A 24,950-nucleotide genomic window follows, 5' to 3' on the forward strand; every position below is an offset into this window, starting at 1 on the left:
GAGCTATTCCCCATCATTGCTGTCCATTTAAGCAGTTATCCTCAAAATGCTAGCCAGATAACATACTGTTTATTAATCGAACTCAAAGTCACAGTCAGACAGAAAAAAGTTGCACCAGTTCCCCGCCTTTGGTATAAAAAGTCTGCGCTAGCAAGAACAATCAAGAAGCTCGTCGCATCGAGCCTGCTATATACATTACTCGCCCAACGATAGGTTTCTATCGTTGGGCTTTTTATTTCCACATTTTTTTATACAAAACAGCTGGTTTGTCCATTTACCAATTATCGCAAATCCCGATAAAAAGGGTTGATCGAAGAGCTATTTCTCCCCTACATTAGAGTTATGTCCTAGCACTTAAATGGAATGCATCATGCTGAGAGAACTCGAAAAAGCAGAACAAAAGTGGGGCGGTTCAAATAAGCTTATAGATCAATGGCTAGAAAATCGTCGCAAACTCTTGGTGCATTATTGCCAAATTGCTGGGCTACCGCCCTACACTAATGCGGAAAAATCGCTTCCCTCTTTTGAGAACGTAAAGTCATTTTGTGATTTATTAGTGGATTACGTTTCTGAAGGTCATTTCGAAGTGTATGACCAAGTGATTAACGCCTGCGAAAAATTTGGCGCCCCTTGCAAAGCGGCTATTCAACAGGTTTTGCCTAAGATCACCCCAACGACCAACGCAGCGTTAGACTTTAACGATAAGTATGCTGAAACGCAGGACGATCAAGTGATGTATCAGCTCGATAAAGATCTCTCCGAACTGGCGCATACCATGGAAACGCGTTTCGAGTTAGAGGATAAGCTCCTCGAAGTGCTGCACAGCAAATACTCAGAGCACGCCCAGCAAGCTTAATGCGGCATGATAAGCCACGCTAAACACTGCGCTAAAGAGATATCTGACCGATAAATAATCAATTTATCCTCTGTCTTTCGTTAAGTTGCTATGTGATTGTTTGCGCATAAACAGTTAGAGCAAAGCATTCAATAGAAACAAAAAAGCCAGCTTTCGCTGGCTTTTTCATTATTATATCAATCGATTATACAGCTGATTGAAAGATCACTTGTGATGCTTTCTTAGTGTAAGAATCGATTTGATCGAAGTTCAAGTAACGGTAAGTGTCAGCTGCAGTTGCGTCTAACTCTTTCGCGTATTCTTGGTATTCTTCAACCGTAGGCAGACGACCTAACAGTGCTGCCACTGCCGCTAATTCCGCAGACGCTAAGTATACGTTAGCACCTGTACCTAAACGGTTCGGGAAGTTACGGGTAGAAGTTGATACCACAGTTGCACCTTCAGCCACACGTGCTTGGTTACCCATACACAGTGAACAGCCAGGGATCTCGATACGCGCACCCACGCGACCGAAAATACCGTAGTAACCTTCTTCGGTCAGCTGATCTTTGTCCATCTTAGTCGGTGGCGCGATCCACAAACGTGTTGGCAGCGTTTTAGCGAACTTGTCTAACATCTTACCGGTCGCACGGAAGTGACCGATGTTAGTCATACAAGAACCGACGAACACTTCGTCAATCTTAGTTTGCGCAACGGATGACAGTAACACGGCATCGTCTGGATCGTTAGGCGCACACAGGATTGGCTCTTTGATCTCGTTCAGATCGATTTCGATTACTGCAGCGTACTCAGCATCGGCATCAGCACTCATCAGCTCAGGATTTGCTAACCACTCTTCCATGCCTTTGATACGACGCTCGATAGTACGACGGTCACCGTAACCTTCGGCAATCATCCACTTCAGCATAGTGATGTTCGAGTTCAGGTACTCGATGATTGGCTCTTTGTCTAACTTGATAGTACAACCCGCTGCAGAGCGTTCTGCAGAAGCGTCAGACAGTTCGAATGCCTGTTCCACTTTCAGGGTTTCTAAGCCTTCGATTTCCAGTACGCGACCAGAGAAGATGTTGATCTTACCTTTCTTCTCAACGGTCAGCAGACCCATTTCAATCGCTTTTAATGGGATTGCATGTACTAGGTCACGTAGGGTGATGCCAGGTTGCATCTTGCCCTTGAAGCGCACTAATACTGATTCTGGCATGTCCAGAGGCATCACACCGGTCGCCGCTGCGAAAGCAACTAAACCAGAACCTGCTGGGAATGAAATACCGATTGGGAAACGTGTATGTGAGTCACCACCAGTACCAACTGTGTCTGGTAATAACATACGGTTTAACCAAGAGTGGATAACACCGTCACCTGGACGCAGAGACACACCGCCACGGTTCATGATAAAGTCTGGCAGAGTGTGGTGAGTGTTCACGTCTACTGGTTTTGGATAAGCGGCAGTGTGGCAGAATGACTGCATAGTCAAATCGGCACTGAAGCCTAAACAGGCTAAGTCTTTCAGCTCGTCACGGGTCATAGGACCAGTAGTGTCCTGAGAACCCACAGAAGTCATCTTAGGCTCACAGTATTGACCTGGACGTACGCCAGCAACACCACAGGCTTTACCGACCATCTTCTGTGCAAGGGTATAACCTTTGCCATTATCAGCGACGTCTTGAGGACGTACGAATACGTCAGAAGCGGGTAAACCTAATACTGCACGCGCTTTGTCAGTTAAACCACGGCCGATGATCAATGGAATACGGCCACCCGCACGCACTTCGTCTAACAGTACGTCGGTTTTCAGACTGAACTCAGAAATCACTTCATCTGAGCCATGACGCTTAACAACACCAGCGTATGGATAAATGTCGATCACATCGCCCATTTCCATTTTGCTAACGTCAAGTTCGATTGGTAGTGCGCCGGCATCTTCCATAGTGTTGAAGAAAATCGGCGCAATTTTGCCACCTAAGCAGAAACCACCAGCACGTTTGTTAGGTACGAATGGGATATCATCGCCCATGAACCACAGTACTGAGTTAGTCGCAGACTTACGTGATGAACCTGTACCCACAACGTCACCCACGTAAACTAATGGGAAACCTTTGGTTTTCAGTTCTTCTAATTTCTTGATTGGACCTACGCTGCCAGGTACATCAGGCTCGATACCATCACGCGCGTTTTTCAACATAGCTAAGGCGTGCAATGGGATATCGGGACGTGACCAAGCATCGGGTGCTGGTGACAAGTCGTCGGTGTTGGTTTCACCAGAGACTTTAAATACGGTCAGGGTGACTTTGTCCGCTAATTTTGGACGGCTTAAGTACCAGTCTGCATTTGCCCAAGCTTCAACCACTTGCTTAGCAAACTCATTGCCCGCTTCCATCTTCTCAACCACATCGTGGAAAGAATCAAACATCAGCAGCGTATGAGCCAGTGCTTTAACAGCTATTGGAGCAAGAGCTGGGTTATCTAGCTGAGCGATCAGCGGCTCGATGTTATAGCCACCTTGCATAGTGCCTAATAACTCAGTCGCACGTTCGGCAGACAGGATGGGTGAAGTTGCAGTGCCTTTAGCGACCGCATCTAAAAAAGCGGCTTTTACATAGGCGGCTTCGTCAACACCGGGGGGAATTCGATTTTCGAGCAGGTCAAGAACAAACGCTTCTTCACCAGCGGGGGGATTTTGAACCAATTTAACCAGTTCAGCCACTTGATGTGCATCTAATGGCTTAGGGACTACGCCCTCTGCAGCACGTTCTGCGACGTGTTTACGATATGCTTCTAGCACGGCAACATTCCTCTTTGTTTGGCGCTCTAACAACGAAACTGCACGTCTTCTCAATTGAAGCTGACAGTCCGACATGATCGACCCGTATTTCCGGCCAGCAGTATACTACAGCTTTGCAAAAGTATGAATCAGGTCACACTCGGCGAAAGACGAAATAAGGGCTAAATCCGGAGGTGCAACTCAACTTACGGCAACAATAAAACAATGGAAATTAGACAATAGTTTGAAAACAGATAAAAAACCATAATCTACAAATAGTTAACATAAGTTAATCAATTTAAAATCGAACGATTATTTTTTTGGACATCAATTCCTTTCCACCAAAAATATTTCTCAACTTTGTGTGTTTAGGCTTTGAAGATGACGGGCTTAAACTTACACTCAAGCTCGAATGGCCCATTTCCCGTCCTTTGGAGTAGTAATGACATCCCGTAATATTCAAGCCGTCATTTTTGATATGGATGGCGTGTTAATTGATTCAGAACCCCTTTGGCAAAGGGTTGAATATGAAGTGTTATCGGCACTTGGCGTACCCGTCACTATTGAAACGATTCAACAAACCACAGGGTTACGTATCGATCAATGTGTCGATTATTGGTATCACAAAGCGCCTTGGGCCGATTACGATAATGCCAAGGTCAGCAACGCCATTGTTGATAGGGTTGCAGAGGAGATCCTGAAAACAGGCGAAGCCATGCAAGGCGTTCAGCAAGCAATTGATTACTGCCAAGCCAAAGGCTTAAAGGTAGGCTTAGCCACCTCTTCACCAACAGCGTTGATTGATGCAGTGCTAGCAAGGCTTAAACTTAAGGGCCAATTTATGGCTGTCGAATCGGCAGAAGCGCTCACCTATGGTAAACCGCATCCAGAGGTTTACTTAAATTGCGCGGCCGCCTTAGAAGTCGACCCGCGTTATTGCCTCGCGATTGAAGACTCTTTTAATGGTCTGATCGCAGCCCGCGCTGCCAATATGCAAACCGTTGCGATTCCTGCGCCAGAACAACGCGGAGAAGCAAAATGGATCATTGCCCATCATCAATTAGAGAGTTTATTGGAGCTTGATAAGGTGTTCTAAATCAATTCACCGAATCAATTTGAGAAAGGTTAATCACTGCTAGGATACACCGATGAAGTATTATGTGTTGTTAATACTGTGGGCGGCGAGTTTGCCAGCCTTAGCGACAGATTCTATGCGCTGTAAGCAATTCGTCATCAACGTAGGCGATCCCTTAGACGCAGTGTTAGAAAAGTGCGGACCGCCAAACGAAGCCAAAGAATATAGCCAACCCGCCACTTATCGAAACTCCGCGGGTGATATCGTGATTGATCCAAGCAAGTTGCCGATAGAATATGCTGAGTGGACCTATGATTTTGGCCCGACACGATTGATGCGGCGGGTTTATGCAACCGATCAAAAAATCGAAAAAATTAAAACCTTAGGATATGGGCATTAATCCTAACCCAAGTAAAAAGCCAGACATCCGTCTGGCTTTTTCCTTTTCATCTTAGGGATTACCAGATTTTTACGCGCTCTTCTGGTTTTAAGTACATCTTATCGCTCTCTTTCAGCTCAAAAGCTTTGTAGAAAGCTTCAATATTGCGCGGTGTCCCCATCGCGCGGTAATGGCTGGGTGAATGAGGGTCAGTCAACAGACGACGACCTAACTCTTCATCACGGTAATTACGGCGCCATACCTGTGACCAACCAACGAAGAAACGCTGCTCGCCCGTTAAGCCATCGAGCACCGGAGCAGGTTTACCGTTTAAGCTCATCATATAGGCGCGAGCAGCTACTGTTAACCCACCTAAGTCACCGATGTTTTCACCTAAGGTTAAATCACCGTTCACAAACTTACCGGGTAATGCTTCGTAGCCAGAATACTGCGCCGACAGTTGCTTACCGCGTTTTTGGAACTCTTCACGGTCTTTATCCGACCACCAGTCACGCAAGTTACCGTCGCCATCGTACTTAGCGCCTTGGTCGTCGAAACCATGGCTGATTTCGTGGCCAATAACCGCACCGATACCGCCGTAATTGACCGCATCATCGGCTTCCATATTGAAAAATGGCGGTTGCAGAATCGCTGCAGGGAATACGATTTCATTGCCAACTGGGCTGTAATAAGCGTTCACCGTTTGCGGTGTCATATGCCACTCGGTACGATCGATTGGCTTACCGAGCTTGTTGATCATGTCTTGATATTCAAACTGGGCGTAACGCATATAGTTGCCCACCAGCTCATCAGGCTTGATTTCTAGCGCAGTGTAGTCTTTCCACTTGTCTGGATAACCAATCTTGTAGGTAAACTTAGACAGTTTTTCCTGAGCCGCGACTTTAGTTTCTGGCGTCATCCACTCGAGCTCATTAATACTGACTTCGAAACCTTTGATCAGATTTTTGATCATAGTTTCCATGCGAGCTTTGGCTTCTGGTTTAAAGTACTGCTTAACGTACTCTTCACCCACTAATTCACCTATTACTTGGTCGGCGCCATCAACCGCTTTTTTCCAGCGTGGTTGCTGCTCTTCAATGCCCATCAACGTTTTGCTCTTAAAGGCAAAGTTAAGATCGACAAAGTTTTTACTTAACAGCTCGGCGTAACTATCCACGAGGTGGAACGTTAAATAGTCCTGCCAAGCCGAAACAGGGAAGGCATCAAAATTTGCACCTAACTTTTCAAAATAAGAGGGTTGACGCACGATCACGTCAGTCACTTTATCACCTAAACCAGCATTCGCGGCAAAGGCATTAAAATCAAACTGTCCCATGAGCTTTTGCAGCTCGGCGCGGTTCAGTTTGTTATAGGATTTGTTCGCATCGCGCGACTCTACACGGCTCCACTGACTTTTCGCGATCATCATTTCAATATCGGCCACGTTTTTCGCGGCACGTTTTGCATTTTTATAGCCCGCTTCAGTCAGAATATCAGTCACATATTTCGCCATTGCTTGGCGATTAGCGACAAACTTAGCGTCATCTTTTAAGTAGTAATCGCGGTCTGGCAAGGTTAAGCCTGACTGGCTTAAATACACTGCATATTGGGTAGAGTTTTTCGCGTCGTTATTAACGTAGAAACCAAAGGGAATACCTGAACCGCTGGTGAGTAATTTCCCCATCACCGCGGGTAATTCACTGTGATTTTTCACTGCAGAGATGTCCGCCAGTAATGGATTTAATGGGGTTACACCTAAGGATTCGAGCAAATCGGTATTCATAAAGCTGGCGTTAAAGTCGCCAATTTTTTGCTCATTGGAGCCAGGGGCTGCATTCTTTTTGGCGGCCGCTGCATCGATGATCTTTTTCAATGCATCTTGGCTTTGATCGTACAGCACAGAAAATGCACCGTAGTTGGATTTATCAGCTGGAATGGGTGTGTTGGCTAACCATTTACCGTTAACACTGTAGTAAAAATCATCTTGATGGCGAACTGAGGCATCAAAGTTTTGTAATTCAATGCCAGAAACCGCGGCGACTTCAGTTTTAGGCTCGCTGCTGCAAGCGGCTAAACCTAGGCTCAAGGCAATACCCAGCGCCAGTGTGCTTATCTTCTTCATTGTTTTCCCCAGCTTCCGTTGAGAGTGTTGTTATTTTTTCCTGCAAAACCTTAGCATTTAGACTGGTTTGGCTGTAGTAAGATTTTGTAAAAGGTTATGACACTTATCGATTCATCCCACCTTATTAAAAGACAGAATGAACAAAATCTAATCTCGAAACGTCAACACGCCCTAGTTATACCCTTATCATTAAAACGCTTTACCAATAAATAAATAAACTGACTTATCACCCATATCGGTAATACCAAAACCAATCGCCGCAGGTCCCATTGTGGTATCAGTGCCAATGTACAGACTCGATGCATAAATAAGATCAGTAAGCGATACTTCTGATCGTTCAAACCACACATTACCTGCCTCTAAACTTAAGCCTAAGTACAGAGGGTAATCTCGCATACCTAAGGCATCACGCCCTAAATCATACTGATAAATAAAGGCACCAAAGAGTTTATGAGCTCCATTCAACGAGTCCTTGTGATAACCAGAAAGATTTAAGAAACCGCCTAAATCTGACAAGTGCAAGGTATTGAGGCCATCATTATTATTTGTCGCAAGCGACGCTTTACCCACAAACGCATGATTACCAACGCTCAGCGCGCCTTTCCAGTCGGCCTCGATCTGCACGCTATAGTCGTTCTGATTATCGATGACATCGTCAAAATTCTCTTTACGAACATAAACGTTTAAGCTGACACGATTGCCCGATGTCGGAAAACTAATACTGTCTAAGCTGTCATACCCCATCCTGAAATAAGCGCCATAGGAGTTAAAATCAAAATCCTGAAGTAACCATGCATCATTAATAATGACACCTTTTTCCGCCACTAGCCCCAACTCGACAACGCCTTGCAGCACATAGTTGTAACCAATACCTAATTCGATGGTGTGGGTTTTCTTATCAAAGGTTAGCGCACGATTATTGTTATCGTATAAGTCCCAATTATGGATATCGTATTGATAACGAGCTCGACTATAAAACTCTTGATCCCGATTCAAGGGCTGATAAAACTCAGTCGCAAATAGCTTCTCGAATCCAAGCTTAACTTCGTTTCGCCACTCTCCGCCATTAAAGGTTAAGTCTGTCATGGTATAAGCCATATCAAAGCTGATGGCTGAATCAGAGCTAAAATCGTCCTCCCAATTAAAGCCTAGTTGGAAATAATTAGGTCCCCATGATTTAGCGCGCGTGGTTACCGTAAGTACACGCCCTTCTTTACCCTCCACAAATTCGGCGTCAACACGTTCAAATTTATTTAAGGAATAGATACGTTTTATCGCATCGTTCAATTCATCTTTAGTAATATTCTGACCAGGTTTAAGTTCTAGGGTTTCTTTTAATAAATTAAGGCTAACTTTTGAGTGGTTATCAAACACAATTTCCTTGATAGGATGAGCGATATCCGCCATGACAGTCTTACCCTTGGCCCTTTTACTCTCAACATAGGCGGCATATTGTTCTTCGCTAACGCTCATCTTTTGCAATTTAACTAACTGGCTGGTCGCCGCTTCTTTGCCGAGGGTTAACGCTAAAGGCATGATGGTAAAATCGGTTGTGCTTAGGGCATCGATCGCAGGACGGATCAACACATCATTATCAGTCAATAATTGCTTTTGTTTTTCAGTACTGGCGTTAGTCAAGAAATTGGACAACTGATCTAATACGGCAATAGTGCTATCGAGCTTATCTTTTTTTACCAGTGGTGAGCCAATATCCACAGCAATGATAATATCAGCGCCCATCGCCTTCACTACGTCCACAGGCATATTGTTGGCAATACCACCATCCACCAGTAACTTACCGTCGATTTGCGTAGGTTGTAATGCACCTGGCACCGTAGCAGAAGCCTGCATTGCTTTGATAATACTGCCATGGTTAAGCACTACGGGTAGACTGGTTTCTAAATCCGTCGCCACGGCACGATAAGGAATGGCTAAAGCATCAAAATCACCAAATTGCTCCACTAAATCCGTGGACTGCCGTAATAACTGCGACATGGTCTGCCCACGCAATACCCCACTTGGCGCTTTCACCTCGCCTTCGGTATAACCAATATTGAGCGGAATATTATAGCGATCTCGTAACTGTTTATCTCGATAACTCAATACATTACGAGGGATGGTATCCGAATAACCACTATCCCAATCAACTCCCATCATGATGGTTTCGACTTCACTTGCACTGTATCCCAAGGCATACATACCCGCGACATAAGCGCCGATACTCGTACCTGCAATATAGTCCACAGGAATATGATGTTCTTCTAAAATTTTAAGTACACCAACATGGGCGGCGCCTTTAGCACCACCACCGCTTAACACTAATCCTATTTTTGGCCGTTCAGCCGCACATAAGGGAGTCAGCAACACACATAAAAAGAGAGAAGCTACTATTCGGCGCATCATAATGAGTACTTTTATAGGATAAAAAATTTCGAGTTAATATTAGCAAATTTATCTATTTAACCATCAGTCATATTTTATCTGAACCGATGAGTTGAAAATTTGCCATTAATGATCGCGTTATTTCATTTACGTTTAAACACAAGTGCTGTAAACAGATAATTCAACATAAAACCCCAACTTGAGCCGAGGCTAAAAATGCGCAATTAAACACACATAAATTGCAGATTAAGATTGCAATGAGTCAAGCGGAGACTGTAACTGAAGATATTTTTCAAAATCACTGACAGACATTGGTTTGGCAAAGTAATAGCCCTGAACAATATAACAGCCACGGCTAAAAAGCTGCTCTAACTGCTCAACGGTTTCAACCCCTTCGGCTACTACGGTTAATTTTAAGTTACGTGCCAATTCAATAATACTACTCACAATAGCCTGATCGGCAGAATTCGAGGCGATATCGATCAAAAATGAACGGTCAATTTTGAGTGTATTCACCTCAAAATTGCGTAAATAAGCTAAAGAGGAATATCCGGTGCCAAAGTCGTCAATCGCGACTTCAATGCCAAGCTCGTCAAGCTGCATTAAGTGGGCTTTAGCCACCTGCAACTCTTTCATTAACACTCCTTCGGTAATTTCTAAGCATAAAGATGAAGCTGGCATACGGGTGGCATCGAGAATTTTCTTCACGCCATCGATAAAGTCTGGTTGACGGAAATGCACAGCTGAAATATTGACCGACAATTTAAATGGCTCAGCGGTTTGCATTGCCCATTTGGCCCCATCCGAACACGCGCGGCGTAAAACCCAGCGATCAATATCAACAACCAAACCACAAGCTTCGGCAACTTTAATAAAAATATCGGGTCGCACAAAACCATCGACGGGATGTCGCCAACGAATGAGTGCTTCCATGCCAATAAATTTATCCCCCTGCAAAATATCAATTTGTGGTTGATAATACAGTTCAAATTCTTGCCGCTCTATCGCTTTACGTAAATCAGCCTCCAAACGTAAATGGTATAACGCTTGGGCATTGCGCTCTGATGAATAATATTTGAAGTTACCACGACCTTCTTCCTTGGCATGATACATGGCCAGATCCGCATTTTTTATGAAGGCTTCTGGCTGCATTGCATCATCGGGCCAAATACTGATCCCAATGCTGGTTGAAATATAAAACTCGCGGCCAAACAACCTAAATGGCGCGACGATTTGTGCCAACAACTGTTCAGCTAAGTGGTTAATATCACTTAACTCTTTAACATTCTTCAGCAAAATAACAAATTCATCGCCACCAAAACGGCAGAGTAAATGGTCACTTCCGATACAGGATTGTAATCGATTAGATGCTTCAACTAAGAGTGCATCGCCCATACTGTGGCCATAGGAATCATTGACATGCTTAAATCTATCTAGGTCAAGAAACAGCAATGCTAACTTTTCACCACTTTGCTCAGCCGCTTGAATAGATTGCATCAAACGATTGGCGAATAACGAACGGTTAGGGAGTCCTGTTAATACATCGTAATTTGCCAGACGTCTAAGGTCGGCCTCGGTGCGTTTCCGCTCAGTGATATCTGAAAATACCACTACATAGTGAATGGCATTTTCATTCAGTGACTGCATCACCGACACGTTAAGCCATACGGGATACACTAGGCCGTTTTGTCCGACTAACTCACGCTCACCCGTCCATGAGCTATCCTGACCAAGTAACTGGGCAACTTCCGTAGATAACCCATCCTTCATTTGCACAAATTGCGAAAATGATAGGCCGACTAAGCTCTGTTGTTCTGAGCCTATAATGTGCTGAGCGGCATGATTGGCAACACGAATATTTTCATCTACGTCTAAAATAAGTACACCTTCTGATGTATTTTCAAACGCTTGGGCTAAAAGACTGACTTCATCTTCAAGCTGCCGCTGCAAGGTTATATCACTATAAATCCCCGCTACCCGCTCAATAACTTGGGTTTGTTTATTACGAGCCACAGGACGCCCACGCACCCTCAACCAGCCCCCAGTTACCATCGCGACGATGATATCGATATTCGGCTTCAAACCGATCAACCTCTCCTGCAAGCATGCTATTCCATTGCACCAGTACTTTTTCCCGATCCAAAGGATGTACGGGAAGTGATTCAAGAGTAAGTACAATTTCGTTGGCATGACTTCCCAAGACATAACCGCGGTTATCGAGATAAAAACATTGGCTATCCCTGTGCCATTCCCAAAGATCAGAGTCGCTGCCACGTAACGATTGCCTGAGACGATCATCACTCTCGGTTAGCGCTTGGTTCATCGCCATAAAGGTGCGAACCTGACGCTGTCGATACCACGCTAAACTCAGTGCAATAATTGAAAACACTAATAATAATAGACCTTTAAACCCTTGAGTCAGCCACCAGTGCTGCTCAACATAGAAGGGAAAAGTAAAGGGCTTATCTGACCAGATTCCATTGACTTGGCTTAACACCTCAAGTAGATATTCTCCCGCTGCTAAGCCTGCGAGGTTTACCTGCGACTCACCTTGGAGCAGCACGTAGTTATCTTCCTCCCTGAGTCGATATTTAAATTGTATTGGCGAATCATCAAGGTAATCGAGGTTAGTGATCTGCAGGCTTACCATATTGGCGTCAGGCTTAATCACCATCAACGGTTTGGGTAACAACGAGACTTGGGTATTGTTGTCGTAATAAACCGATACCGACTCCAACATCACATGATCATCGGCAATACGGTTGACCATCTTGTCCACATCAAGGTTCATCACCCCTTCAGGAGTACCAATATACAGACCTGAAACGGCAGAATAGAAATAGGCGCCTTCATTCATTTCATTAGAAATTAGGCCATCAAGTTGGTTAAACATTGAGATTTGCCCAGTAGCTCTATCTTGACGGATTAGCGAATCAGCACAGGCAACGACATTGGCATTGGTTGTTTTTTGGATAAAAAATACTGAACTACAATTTACTTGCCATTGTGAACTTAACGAAACCAGTTTGCCGCTGTGGAGATTTAATTCGAATAAGCCCCTTTCATAGGAGCCAAACCACATCACACCGGGAGATATTTCTTCAATATGGCTAATTGAGGGCACAGAGTTTAAGCCACTGAACAATTGTCTTTGATCGTGAAAAAGATTTTGCTCGTCAATATAACCAAATACCTTTCGTCCACCTATCCATAACTTACCGTCAGAGGCTCGATATAAAGTACGAATGGTCGGCCGCTTAAGCTCTGGCGAATTCCCAGTTGCCCCATCAAAGTTAAATGGCTGCGGCTCAAACAGTCCTTGCTCCCAAAAATATAGCCCCGTACCCGTTGCAATCCAAAACCGTCCTTTGAGTTTGGGATCGGCATAAGTGCCATAGATGAGTTTATTTTTAAATGCTTCACCACCATGCGTCCACTGGGCAAAACTGATCCCTTTTAAGGTCAACTTATCCACGACAAACAAACCACTCGTGGTCGAAACTAATAAATAGTGGTCAATAAAGCGACTGATCCCGTAAACACTCTCGTGCGGCTTTAATCCCTCAATATCTACGGTAATTGCTTTTTGAGTGTTTCGCCCGACAAAGCTGACATTTGACGCTCCAAACCATAATCCTTCATCACTCGCAAACACTGACCACACCATAGCATCAGATAATTGGTGTGGCGGTTCGCCAGTATAAGTATCAAGAATGAAATCCGGTTGCGAGGCCAGTAAGGCTAAACCATCTCCAGAGCCCCCAACCCACATCAAACCTGATTTATCAAACAATATCGCCTTTAATGTTTCCATATTGGCTTGAGTTTTAAGCTCTTGTTGATAATTTTCAATCTGATGGGTATCTGGAGACCACTTTAATAAACCTGCCCGGCTCGAAAACCAAATCTCACCATTATGGCCTTCAGCCATAGCAGTGCTCCAATCGGGTAATTCAGGAACAGGGAAAATCTGTAAGGTTTTTGGTTCTAATCGGTAAATCCCTCGACTCGTTGCAATCCAAATACGCTGTTTTGAATCCTCAAGCATATCCAGAATACTGCCCATAGGTTCAGTCCATTGATAATCAACGACTTTTTCCCCGGCACTGTTAAGGAGTAACAATTGAAATTGACCCGCAACAAGAAACTGACCATCAGGCATGCTCAATAACTTGCGCCAGGGTAGATCGCGATTAACGGGTAACTGACTCACTAAAGTTAAGGTCAAGGTTGAGGGGGATAAGTCGTAAATCTGGCCGTTATCAATCAACAAGCGCCATTCTTGGGCATTTTTACGAGCAGCAGAAATTAACACTCCACCAGGGAAATGAGGGAATAAATTAGGTGACCCCATCTGGGTAAATTGATTTTTTGCGATGTCATAAAGATAGGTTGCGGCATTGGTACTGACTAACAGCATATCGCGATCGATATTGACAACTGTTGTCAAAAACTCATCAGCAAGGCGTAACTCAGAACCCGTTTTATCAATTCGCCTCACTTTAGAATTACTAACCCGATATAAACCTTGCTCGGTTGCAGCCCATATAAAACCATGGTCATCGAGTGTGAGCGCGCGAATACTGGTCGCTTCAAGTCCGTCCCTGTCAGAAAAAACCCGTTGTACAAAACTACCCGCCCAAGCCGAATGAAGACCTGAACAAAAAACCAATATTGATGCCAAAAGGAAGTGGATTATTATTTTTTTCATTTGACGACTTACTTAACACCATAGTTTTACTGTAGCAGTTCAACAGTCTGAATACACCCGCACATTCACATTAACTTTACATTTTTACTTAGGCAATAAAAAAGCGCCCTAAAGGCGCTTTTACGAATATAAGTCTCAACTTATTTCAGGACGAGACAAAGGTTAAATTACTTTTTCTTTGCCTTTGGGTTTGGCAGGTCAGTAATAGAACCTTCATAGATTTCAGCCGCAAGACCTACTGACTCGTGCAGCGTTGGGTGAGCGTGAATGGTTAATGCTAAATCTTCAGCATCACAACCCATTTCGATGGCTAGGCCGATTTCGCCCAACAGTTCGCCACCGTTCACACCTACGATAGCACCACCGATTACGCGGTGAGTGTCTTTATCGAAAATCAGCTTAGTCATACCTTCGCTGCAATCTGAAGCGATTGCACGGCCGCTGGCTGCCCATGGGAAAGTCGCTGTTTCGTAAGCAATACCTTGCTCTTTCGCTTCTTTCTCAGTCAGACCAACCCAGGCCACTTCAGGGTCTGTGTAAGCGATTGATGGGATCACTTTTGGATCGAAGTAGTGCTTCATACCCGCGATCACTTCAGCCGCAACGTGGCCTTCGTGCACGCCTTTGTGAGCCAACATTGGTTGACCAACGATGTCACCGATTGCGTAGATGTGCGGTACGTTTGTACGTAATTGCTTGTCTACGTTGATGAAACCACGCTCATCAATCTTAACGCCCGCTTTTTCAGCGTCGATAAGCTTACCATTTGGCGTACGGCCGATTGCCACTAACACCGCATCGTAACGAACAGGCTCTGCTGGCGCGCTCTTACCTTCCATCGAAACGTAGATACCGTCTTCACGGGCTTCAACCGCAGTGACTTTGGTTTCGAGGATCAGGTTGAATTTCTTCTTGATTTGCTTAGTGAATACGCGAACAACGTCTTTGTCAGCCGCAGGGATCACTTGGTCGAACATTTCAACCACGTCGATTTCACTGCCCAGAGAAGAGTAAACCGTACCCATTTCTAAACCGATGATACCGCCGCCCATGACCAGCAGTTTGCCAGGAACTTCTTTCAGTTCTAATGCGTCGGTCGAATCCCAAATACGTGGGTCTTCATGGGGAATGAATGGCAGTTTGATTGGGCGAGAACCCGCAGCGATGATCGCTTGGTCAAACTTAACAACGGTCACAGTGCCGTCTTCAGCAGTCACTTCTAAGCTGTTAGGGCCTGTAAATTTACCGAAGCCATTAACAACGTTTACTTTACGCATTTTAGACATGCCGCCTAAGCCACCAGTCAACTGGCTGATCACTTTTTGCTTAAAGCTGCGTAACTTGTCTAAATCGATGGTTGGCTCGCCGAACACCACACCGTGTGCAGCAACGGCTTTGGCTTCTTCGATAACTTTAGCAACGTGTAACAGGGCTTTAGATGGGATACAACCCACGTTCAGACACACGCCACCTAAGGTGCTAAAACGTTCAACGATAACGGTTTCCAGACCTAAGTCAGCCGCACGGAAGGCAGCAGAATATCCCGCAGGACCTGCACCTAATACCACTACCTGAGTTTTGATTTCGTTACTCATGTTTTCCTCTAATTCTCATTCAATCCGTTGGAGGAGAGTAATCCTGCCAACCGAAAATGCGCCAGCGCGTAAGGTGGGCGCATTTTAACCTGTGTTTGATACTGATCACAATAAACAAAAGGCCACTCAAGATGAGCAGCCTTATTTGTTTACAGAATCAAAGTACGAATATCGGACAGAATTCCTGACAGGGTCACGCTAAAGCGTGCAGCCATTGCACCATCGATCACGCGGTGATCGTATGATAGCGACAGTGGCAACATCAATTTAGGCTCGAACTCTTTACCATTCCATTTAGGCTTAATTTCAGATTTAGACACACCTAAAATCGCCACGTCTGGGTAGTTAACGATTGGGGTAAACGCAGTACCACCAATGCCACCTAGGCTTGAAATAGTGAAGCAGCTGCCCTGCATATCGGCAGATTTGAGCTTACCATCGCGGGCACGGACAGAAATATCGGCCAGCTCACGAGATAACTCGATGATCCCTTTCTTATCCACGTCACGTACCACAGGTACCACTAGACCGTTTGGCGTATCAACCGCCACACCGATGTGGTAGTACTTCTTCTGGATCAGTGATTCACCGTCGCTGCTTAAGCTTGAGTTGAACACTGGGAACTGTTGCAGCGTTTTCGCCACGGCTTTCATCATAAAGACCAGCGGAGTGATCTTATAATCGGCTTTTTTCTTCGCCGCTGCGTCGTTCTGCTGCTTACGGAACTCTTCCATTTCGGTGATATCAGCTTCATCGAACTGAGTCACGTGAGGAATGGTTACCCAGTTACGGTGCAGGTTTGGACCAGAGATCTTCTGGATACGGCTTAATGGAATCTCTTCCACTTCACCAAACTTGCTGAAATCCACTTTCGGTGCAGCAATCACTTGCAGACCACCACCGTTACCCGCTGCAACGGAAGTTGCTGCTGTCGCCTTAGGACGAGACAGTTCGTACTTCACATACGCCTGTACGTCTTCCTTCATGATGCGACCTTTACGGCCAGAACCCGTCACTTGAGTGAGGTCCACACCAAATTCACGGGCCAAACGACGAACCGCTGGAGACGCATGAACCACACCGGTTGCCACTGGCGCACCTGCACTTGGGTGATGTGGAACCGGTGGACGGCTCGGCGCGGCTGCAACAGGTGCTGGTGCCGCTTCTTGGGCGACAGGTGCAGAAACTGGCGCTGCGGCTTGAGCTACTGGCGCAGGAGCTGCACCAGCAGTCACAGTTTCAATCGTCGCAATCACGCTACCTTGAGAAACCTTATCACCCACTTTAACGGTTAACGACAACAGTTTACCGGCGAATGGCGCAGGCACTTCCATGGTCGCTTTATCGGTTTCTAACGTGATCAAACCTTGGTCAGCAGTGATCATATCACCCACAGACACTAGCACTTCGATCACATCGACATTGCTGGCATCACCAATATCTGGCACTTGGATTTCTTTAACGGCAACCACTGGTGCAGCAGCTACTGGAGCAACAACCGCCGCAGGTGCAGCTTGAGCGACAGGAGCTGACGCTACTGGCGCGCTCGCTTGTGGCGCTGCGGCAGGTGCCGCGCCGCCCACTTCGAGCATGATCACTAATGAGCCTTGAGAAACCTTGTCACCCACAGCCACTTTCACTTCTTTTACCACACCCGCGAATGGCGATGGTACGTCCATGGTCGCTTTGTCGGTTTCAAGCGTGATAAGGCCAGCGTCGACCTGAATCTTATCGCCAGCGGCAACTAAGACTTCGATAACAGACACATCGGTGTCACCACCGATATCCGGCACAGTGACTTCAACCACTTGGGTTGCGCCCGTCGCTGTCGCGGCAGCCACAGGGGCTGGAGCCGCTTGTACTGGAGCAGGTGCTGCTGGAGCTGGCGCAGGAGTGGCAGCTTGAGCAACTGGCGCAGCAGCTTGAGCGGATGCACCCGCTGCTTGCATCATCGCAATTAAGGTACCTTCGCTGACTTTGTCACCGACGGCCACTTTCAATTCGGCTAACACACCCGCGAAAGGCGCAGGAATATCCATGGTCGCCTTGTCGCTTTCAACGGTCAAAATCGACTCTTCCGCTGCTAAGGTATCGCCCACAGAAGCACAGATTTCGATAACCTGTACTTCATCGCCGCCGATATCAGGAACAAAAACTTCTTTTAATTCAGCCATTTTTATTGCCTCTTACGCGTACTGTGGATTGATCTTGTCAGCGTCAATGCCGTATTCCTTGATGGCATTTGCTAACACATCAACAGGCAGCTCTTTACGATCAACCAGTGACTTCAGTGCCGCGATAACGATGAACTTAGCGTCCACTTCGAAGTGGTGACGCAGGTTGTCACGGCTGTCTGAACGACCGAAACCGTCAGTACCTAACACTTTGTAATCGGTTGGCATAAATGCACGTAACTGCTCGCCGTAGATCTTCATGTAGTCAGTTGCTGCGATTGCAGGCGCATCACTAGAGATCACTTGGCTGATATACGCTTGTTTTGGCGTTTGCGTTGGGTGCAGCATGTTCCAACGTTCTGCCGCTTGACCATCGCGAGTCAGTTCGTTGAAGCTGGTCACGCTAAATACGTCGGCAGTGATACCAAAGTCTTTCGCCAGCGCTTGCGCTGCTTTACGGGTTTGCTCAAGAATGGTGCCACAGCTCAGTAACTGCACTTTGCCTTTACCAGAACCACTAACCGTTTCCAGCTTGTAGATACCTTTAACGATACCTTCCTCGGCACCTTCTGGCATTTCAGGCTGGATGTAGTTTTCGTTCATTGTGGTCAGGTAGTAGAAGATATCTTCTTGTTTTTCGCCGTACATGCGACGAATACCATCTTGAACGATAACGGCAATTTCATAACCGTAAGTTGGATCGTAGGTAATACAGTTAGGAATAGTGTTAGCCAGTACGTGACTGTGACCGTCCTGATGCTGTAAACCTTCACCGTTCAGTGTTGTACGGCCTGAAGTACCACCGACTAAGAAGCCACGTGCACGCATATCACCCGCAGCCCATGCCATGTCGCCAATACGTTGGAAACCGAACATTGAGTAGTAGATGTAGAATGGAATCATCGGTGTATCGTTGACTGAGTAGCTGGTCGCAGCAGCTACCCAAGATGACATTGCACCCAGTTCGTTAATACCTTCCTGCAGCACTTGACCAGTTTTATCTTCACGATAGTAAGCCACTTGGTCAGAGTCTTGCGGTACGTATTTTTGGCCTTCGTGAGCATAAATACCCACTTGGCGGAACAGACCTTCCATACCGAAAGTACGCGCTTCGTCAGGAATAATTGGCACAATGTTTTTGCCAATTTTCTTGTCTTTTAACAGCGCAGTCAGTACGCGAACAAACGCCATGGTCGATGAAATTTCACGGCCATTTGAGCCTGCTAAGATCGAATCGAAAATCTTCAAAGATGGCACTTCCAGCTCTTCGCTGAACTTCTCACGACGTTGTGGCACGCTACCATGCAGCGCGGCACGACGGCTCATCATGTACTTCACTTCTTCCGAATCTGGACCTGGGTGGTAGAACGGCAGATCTTCTAATTGATCGTCAGGAATCGGGATATTGAAACGATCGCGGAAGTAACGGATAGACTCGATACCCATTTTCTTCACGTTGTGGGCGATGTTCTTACCTTCACCCGCATCACCTAGGCCGTAACCTTTAACGGTTTTCGCCAGGATCACCGTTGGGCGACCTTTAGTCTTACGCGCATGGTCTAATGCCGCGTACACTTTAACTGGGTCATGACCACCACGGTTTAAGCGCCAAATGTCATCATCTGACATGTTCGCTACCATTTCGGCGGTTTCTGGGTATTTGCCGAAGAAGTGTTCGCGAGTATAAGCGCCACCTTTGGCTTTACAGTTTTGGTATTCACCGTCAACGGTTTCTTCCATTAACTGCAATAACTTACCGCTGGTATCACGGGCCAATAATGGATCCCAGTAACGACCCCAAATCACTTTCACGACTTCCCAGCCAGCGCCGCGGAATTCGCCTTCCAGTTCTTGGATGATCTTACCGTTACCGCGTACTGGGCCGTCCAGACGTTGCAGGTTACAGTTGATGATAAAGACTAAGTTATCTAATTCTTCACGGGCAGCTAAACCAATCGCACCTAAGGCTTCTGGCTCGTCACACTCACCGTCACCTAAGAAGCAGTAAACGGTTTGCTCAGAACAATCTTTCAGACCACGGTCAGTCAGATATTTCAGGAAGCGGGCCTGATAAATCGCTTGGATAGGACCTAAGCCCATAGAAACCGTTGGGAATTGCCAGTAGTCAGGCATCAACTTAGGGTGCGGATAAGAAGACAGGCCTTTGCCATCCACTTCTTGACGGAAGTTCGCCAGTTGATCTTCCGTTAAACGACCTTCCAAGAATGAACGCGCATAGATACCTGGGGCAATATGACCTTGGAAATACACTAAGTCGCCGCCGTCTTTCTCATTTGGCGCACGGAAGAAGTGGTTGAAGCACACGTCATAAATGGTTGCGCTCGACGCGAAACTCGAAATATGGCCGCCTAACTCTAAATCTTTCTTAGAACCACGCAGAACCATAGCTAAGGCGTTCCAACGGATGATGGCGCGAATGCGACGTTCCATCTCTTGGTTGCCTGGCATGTGCGGCTCTTGACCCGCAGGAATGGTGTTCAAATAGGCTGTGGTTGCCGTGTAAGGCAAGTGTGTGCCATTGCGACGGGCTTTATCGATCAGTTTCTCTAATAAGAAATGGGCGCGTTCAGGGCCTTCCTGTTCTAATACAGCTTGCAGGGCATCAACCCATTCCTGAGTCTCTAACGGATCTAAGTCTTGTAGCATATCTTCAGACATGACACTGTCCTTCTCTATATACATGATAATGAATGGTGTTTGCGGCATATTCCGCTTTAGCGAGTGCTAAAGTCGGGAACTTAAGCGCCACTCTTTAAACGGCGCAAACTTCGCTGCAACCGGCTATCTTCTTCCCGCACAGATAACATCACCTCTTCGATGTAACTTAAGTGTTCATTCGAGGCTTCTCTAGCGGCTTCAGGATCACGACGAACGATAGCAGCGAGCAGAGCACGTCTGTGATCGTTAGCCATAGTGGAAGCTTCTTCGCGGCGGCTTAAAAGCTCCAGGTTTTGCGCCACATTCTTATGCAGCACAGGGGTTAAACTGAGTACGAGATGCAACATAGCCACATTGTGTGACGCTTCAGCGACGGCGCGATAGAAGCGCACAATAGCAGCAGCTTGTTGTTCGATATTGGTGGCGGCTTCTACCTCAAGGATCATCCGCTTGATATTTTGCATATCAGCGTCTGTGCCACGCAATGCGGCAAAATAGGCCATCATGCCTTCGGTCGCATGACGAAACTCCAGCAAGTCATATTGGCTTTCTGGATCGGCAGTCATTAATTCAACGATAGGATCGGCAAGACTCTGCCAGAGTTGCTCTTTGACATAAGTACCGCCGCCTTGACGGCGCATTAATAGCCCTTTCGCCTCAAGTTTTTGAATCGCTTCACGCAATGAGGGACGAGATACTTCGAACTGGATGGCCAGTTCACGCTCCGGTGGTAATTTCTGGCCCGGCTGTAAACTGCCTTCGAGGATCATTTGCTCGAGTTGCGCCATGATCACATCAGAAATTTTTGGCTGATTAATTTTACTATAGGCCATTTGGCGCTCAGCTCCGTTGTAAATTGGTCTTACCAATTTTTATGAGTGAGCGCACTTTATCAAATCACACTTTTGATGTCCAGATTGAAAATCAACCTTAAAAGGTGATCTCACTCAAAACCGCTCACGATGAGAGAGCATAGCCTAAAAAACTCATCATGGGGTCAGACCATTAAACCACAACGAGAGCAAGTGCTAGCGGCTAGGTTCTGGAGCACTGCAAAAAGTACCGCTGCTAGAAAAAGCAGAACGGGCTGCGCCCTTATAGATTCTAGATTTTAGGTGCTAGGTTCTAGGTTCTAGGTTCTAGGTTCTAGGCTCTAGATTCTAGATTCTAGATTCTAGATTCTAGATTCTAGATTCTAGGTTCTAGATTCTAGAGCCACGAAGTGGCGTCCTAGATTCTAGAAGCTGCGCTGCATCCTTCTTATTAACTCACCAACCCAAAAATAGTCAGCAGTGATAACACAGCAACCATCAGCGTAAAGTTGCGTTTGCTTAATACTAACAATGCTAAGGTCGACTGCACACAAACAGGCGCGCTAGACATCTCGGGCAAAGGCTGGGCAGCGAGTGCCGTTTCAGTGACCACTTGCCTAGCACTGGCATTGATATTTAACGCATTATTGCGCCACGCCGCGAGCCCTTCACTAAACTGACCACTGAGCGCATAGCCAAAGGAAAACACTCGGCTTGGGAGCCAATCAAACGCAAACATAATATCTTCAATCAGCGGTAAATTAAGTGACTTACGTATATTTTCCTCCGCATAAAATCGCGCTGTGCAATATAACACAGCCCCCACAGGTCCAAGAAAAATAAGGCATAATGCCACTGCACCGTAGTAACGATAGTTAATCCAAGCAACGCTCTGCCCGACCTTGGCACCTAAATCTTTTTCCGAAACCGCCTCCAAACACTCACTGCAATCTAATTCAGCGGCATAGTGATAACAGGCCTGCACATCGGAGCGACACGCCGCCTGCATATATTTTTTAAAGGTATCGCGCTGTTTTTGATGATTAAAACAAATAATCGCCACCAGCACCCATAGCGCGAGACTTAATACTCCCCAAAACATACCCGACGCAATCCAACCCAACAGATAAACCACACCCGCGGGCAATATCAAAGCCAACAACATATTAGTGTTATTAAGCGACGCTTTATCGCCAAAAAAGCTGGATTGGTAAGATTGCAGTACACGATCACACTGCCAAGAGGCGGGAAGAAACTTTAGTCGCTCCACAAGAATGGCGACCAGTAATGAAAATAATGCCATCGATAGTACTCCTTGTAAAAAAGCAGGACGGACTAGAAAAAGCAGAGCGGGCTTCGCCCTGCTAGGCCCTAGATTCTAGGTTCTAGGTTCTAGGCTTTAGAGCGCTGCAAAAAGCGCAGCTGCTAGAAAAAGCAGAGCGGGCTTCGCCCTTCTAGGCCCTAGATTCTAGGTTCTAGGTTCTAGGCTTTAGAGCGCTGCAAAAAGCGCAGCTGCTAGAAAAAGCAGAACGGGCTGCGCCCTTATAGAATCTAGATTTTAGGCTCTAGATTCTAGAGCGAGCTTGCGAGCGTCCTAGCAGTTGCGCAGCAACGTCCTAGATACTAAAAGTCGCGAAGCTTTGCTAAATATCTTTGCCAGTCAAAGCTTGGGCCAGGGTCAGTTTTACGCATTGGCGCAATATCACAATGCCCAACAATCCGCTCGACACTCAAGCTAGGGTATTGTGCAAACAAGGCTTGAGTCAATTCAACAAGTTGTTGATATTGTGCGGCAGTATAGGGCTTAGTATCCGTCCCTTCGAGCTCAATGCCAATGGAAAAATCATTACAATTTTCCCTTTCACCATAACGGGACACGCCAGCGTGCCAAGCTCTATCGTCACAACTCACATACTGCACACATTCACCATCGCGGCGAATTAAAAAATGTGCTGATACCTTAAGCCCCGCTAAATCGGCGAAAGTTTCATCGGCACTGGTATCTAAACAGCCTTGAAATAATTGATCAATGTAAGGTAAACCAAAGCATCCAGCGGGCAGGCTGATATTGTGGATCACCAACAGACTAATCTCCCCAAAGGGGCGTTGATTAAAATGTGGCGATTCACAGCGCCGCGCCGCGCGATACCAACCAAACTCAAAACTCATGTTTACTCCTTAAAAGCAGAACGGGCTGCGCCCTTATAGATTCTAGAGCGAGCTTGCGAGCGTCCTAGCAGTTGCGCAGCAACGCTCTAGGCCCTATATCCTAGCAGTTGCGTAGCGACGCTCTAGCACCTAGCGGCGCAGCCATGATAATCTTAAGCCCAAATGCAAGCAGGCAGACGATTGACCCATGTTAACCCATGCCCACTCGCCCGACGTATAAAAGCAAGGACTCCGATCATGCTAGAAAACGATATTCGACATGCCGTAAAAACCGCGCTCAATGAAGATCTTGGCGGCACTGAAATCAACGAGCATACCAAAACCATTGCCTACGGTGACATTACTGCCGAACTGATTCCGGCAGATAAATATGCCGAAGCCACCTTAATTACCCGCGAAGAAGGAGTTTTTTGTGGCAAAGCCTGGGCAGAGCAAGCCTTTAATCAATTAGGTGGCGAAGTCGCGCTGCATTGGCATGTCGATGATGGCGATCTTGTGTTACCCAATCAAGTCTTGTGTGAATTATCCGGCCCCGCTCGCGCCTTATTGACGGGCGAGCGCACTGCGATGAACTTTATCCAAACCTTATCCGGTGTCGCCACCCTCACCAAACACTATGTAGACAAACTTGCTGGCACTCACACCCAACTGCTCGATACCCGTAAAACCATTCCAGGACTGCGCACCGCCCAAAAATATGCTGTCACCTGTGGCGGCGGTAAAAATCACCGTATCGGTCTGTTTGATGCCTTCTTAATTAAAGAAAACCACATCATGGCCTGTGGTGGCATACGCCAAGCAGTGGATGCAGCGCGCAGTTTACACCCCAATAAACCCGTTGAAGTCGAAGTCGAGTCCTTAGCCGAACTGGCATTAGCACTGGATTCTGGCGCAGATATTATCATGTTAGATAACTTCGATATCACTATGATGGTCGAAGCGGTTGAACTGAATGCCAAAAGCCAAGTTAAAGGCAAAGGGGCAAAACTTGAGGTATCGGGCAATGTGACCTTAGACACCTTGGCAGAATTTGCCAAAACGGGGGTGGATTATATTTCCGTTGGCGCCCTCACCAAGCATGTCCGCGCCTTAGACCTATCAATGCGACTGAAAGGCTAGAAAAGTAGAGCGGGCTGCGCCCTTATAGATTCTAGGTACTAGGTTCTAGTAGCAGCCCATAAGCCGTCATCCTCGCGAACGACTGCATGGATGCAGGAGGTAGAATAACGCAGGAG

At 46.4% G+C, this 24,950-nt stretch carries 13 protein-coding genes and 1 pseudogene; 4 read left to right on the forward strand and 10 right to left on the reverse strand.

Annotation, left to right across the window (positions count from 1 at the left end; translation table 11 throughout):
• Positions 1-370 precede the first annotated feature (370 nt).
• Positions 371-856 (forward strand): sigma D regulator, encoded by a 486-nt coding sequence (gene rsd / locus SHEWPOL2_RS04025; protein WP_086023981.1) that lies wholly within the window; start codon positions 371-373, stop codon positions 854-856.
• Between the two features lie 184 nt (positions 857-1,040).
• On the opposite strand, the gene acnB is transcribed toward rsd, so the two are convergent.
• The gene (acnB, locus tag SHEWPOL2_RS04030; RefSeq protein ID WP_037426323.1) at positions 1,041-3,638 is read right to left on the reverse strand and encodes a bifunctional aconitate hydratase 2/2-methylisocitrate dehydratase; all 2,598 of its coding nucleotides are present in this window, start codon (positions 3,636-3,638) and stop codon (positions 1,041-1,043) included.
• A 421-nt stretch (positions 3,639-4,059) separates the two neighbouring features.
• Between acnB and hxpB the strand changes: the two genes are divergently transcribed.
• Both hxpB and SHEWPOL2_RS04040 read left to right on the forward strand, forming a co-directional pair.
• The gene (hxpB, locus tag SHEWPOL2_RS04035) at positions 4,060-4,713 is read left to right on the forward strand and encodes a hexitol phosphatase HxpB (RefSeq protein ID WP_037426326.1); all 654 of its coding nucleotides are present in this window, start codon (positions 4,060-4,062) and stop codon (positions 4,711-4,713) included.
• A gap of 52 nt (positions 4,714-4,765) precedes the next feature.
• Positions 4,766-5,092: a DUF2845 domain-containing protein gene (locus tag SHEWPOL2_RS04040; RefSeq protein ID WP_037426329.1), complete on the forward strand. Its 327-nt coding sequence runs from the start codon at positions 4,766-4,768 to the stop codon at positions 5,090-5,092.
• 58 nt (positions 5,093-5,150) lie between these two features.
• On the opposite strand, the gene SHEWPOL2_RS04045 is transcribed toward SHEWPOL2_RS04040, so the two are convergent.
• From SHEWPOL2_RS04045 to ampD, 9 genes and pseudogenes are all read right to left on the reverse strand, one after another.
• Positions 5,151-7,193, reverse strand: a complete 2,043-nt coding sequence (locus tag SHEWPOL2_RS04045) for a M13-type metalloendopeptidase (protein ID WP_037426332.1) — start codon at positions 7,191-7,193, stop codon at positions 5,151-5,153.
• A 189-nt stretch (positions 7,194-7,382) separates the two neighbouring features.
• Positions 7,383-9,596 (reverse strand): patatin-like phospholipase family protein, encoded by a 2,214-nt coding sequence (locus tag SHEWPOL2_RS04050; protein WP_037426334.1) that lies wholly within the window; start codon positions 9,594-9,596, stop codon positions 7,383-7,385.
• Positions 9,597-9,821: 225 nt separating this feature from the next.
• Positions 9,822-14,286: pseudogene (locus SHEWPOL2_RS04055) on the reverse strand (EAL domain-containing protein).
• Between the two features lie 167 nt (positions 14,287-14,453).
• The gene (gene lpdA / locus SHEWPOL2_RS04060; RefSeq protein WP_011627382.1) at positions 14,454-15,881 is read right to left on the reverse strand and encodes a dihydrolipoyl dehydrogenase; all 1,428 of its coding nucleotides are present in this window, start codon (positions 15,879-15,881) and stop codon (positions 14,454-14,456) included.
• A 149-nt stretch (positions 15,882-16,030) separates the two neighbouring features.
• Positions 16,031-18,055, reverse strand: coding sequence for a pyruvate dehydrogenase complex dihydrolipoyllysine-residue acetyltransferase (aceF, locus tag SHEWPOL2_RS04065; protein ID WP_037426339.1), 2,025 nt, complete (start codon positions 18,053-18,055; stop codon positions 16,031-16,033).
• Between the two features lie 12 nt (positions 18,056-18,067).
• The gene (gene aceE / locus SHEWPOL2_RS04070; RefSeq protein ID WP_037413614.1) at positions 18,068-20,734 is read right to left on the reverse strand and encodes a pyruvate dehydrogenase (acetyl-transferring), homodimeric type; all 2,667 of its coding nucleotides are present in this window, start codon (positions 20,732-20,734) and stop codon (positions 18,068-18,070) included.
• Between the two features lie 80 nt (positions 20,735-20,814).
• Positions 20,815-21,567: a pyruvate dehydrogenase complex transcriptional repressor PdhR gene (gene pdhR, locus SHEWPOL2_RS04075; protein WP_011070781.1), complete on the reverse strand. Its 753-nt coding sequence runs from the start codon at positions 21,565-21,567 to the stop codon at positions 20,815-20,817.
• A 430-nt stretch (positions 21,568-21,997) separates the two neighbouring features.
• Positions 21,998-22,849 (reverse strand): beta-lactamase regulator AmpE, encoded by an 852-nt coding sequence (ampE, locus tag SHEWPOL2_RS04080; RefSeq protein ID WP_037426342.1) that lies wholly within the window; start codon positions 22,847-22,849, stop codon positions 21,998-22,000.
• Between the two features lie 320 nt (positions 22,850-23,169).
• Complete coding sequence (gene ampD / locus SHEWPOL2_RS04085) at positions 23,170-23,715, reverse strand: 1,6-anhydro-N-acetylmuramyl-L-alanine amidase AmpD (RefSeq protein ID WP_037426345.1); 546 nt, start codon at positions 23,713-23,715, stop codon at positions 23,170-23,172.
• Positions 23,716-23,952: 237 nt separating this feature from the next.
• On the opposite strand from ampD, the gene nadC reads away from it, so the two are divergent.
• The gene (gene nadC, locus SHEWPOL2_RS04090) at positions 23,953-24,834 is read left to right on the forward strand and encodes a carboxylating nicotinate-nucleotide diphosphorylase (protein WP_037426348.1); all 882 of its coding nucleotides are present in this window, start codon (positions 23,953-23,955) and stop codon (positions 24,832-24,834) included.
• The last annotated feature ends 116 nt before the right edge of the window (positions 24,835-24,950 follow it).

Source organism: Shewanella sp. POL2, assembly GCF_000282755.1.
GTDB classification, from domain to species: Bacteria; Pseudomonadota; Gammaproteobacteria; order Enterobacterales; family Shewanellaceae; genus Shewanella; species Shewanella xiamenensis.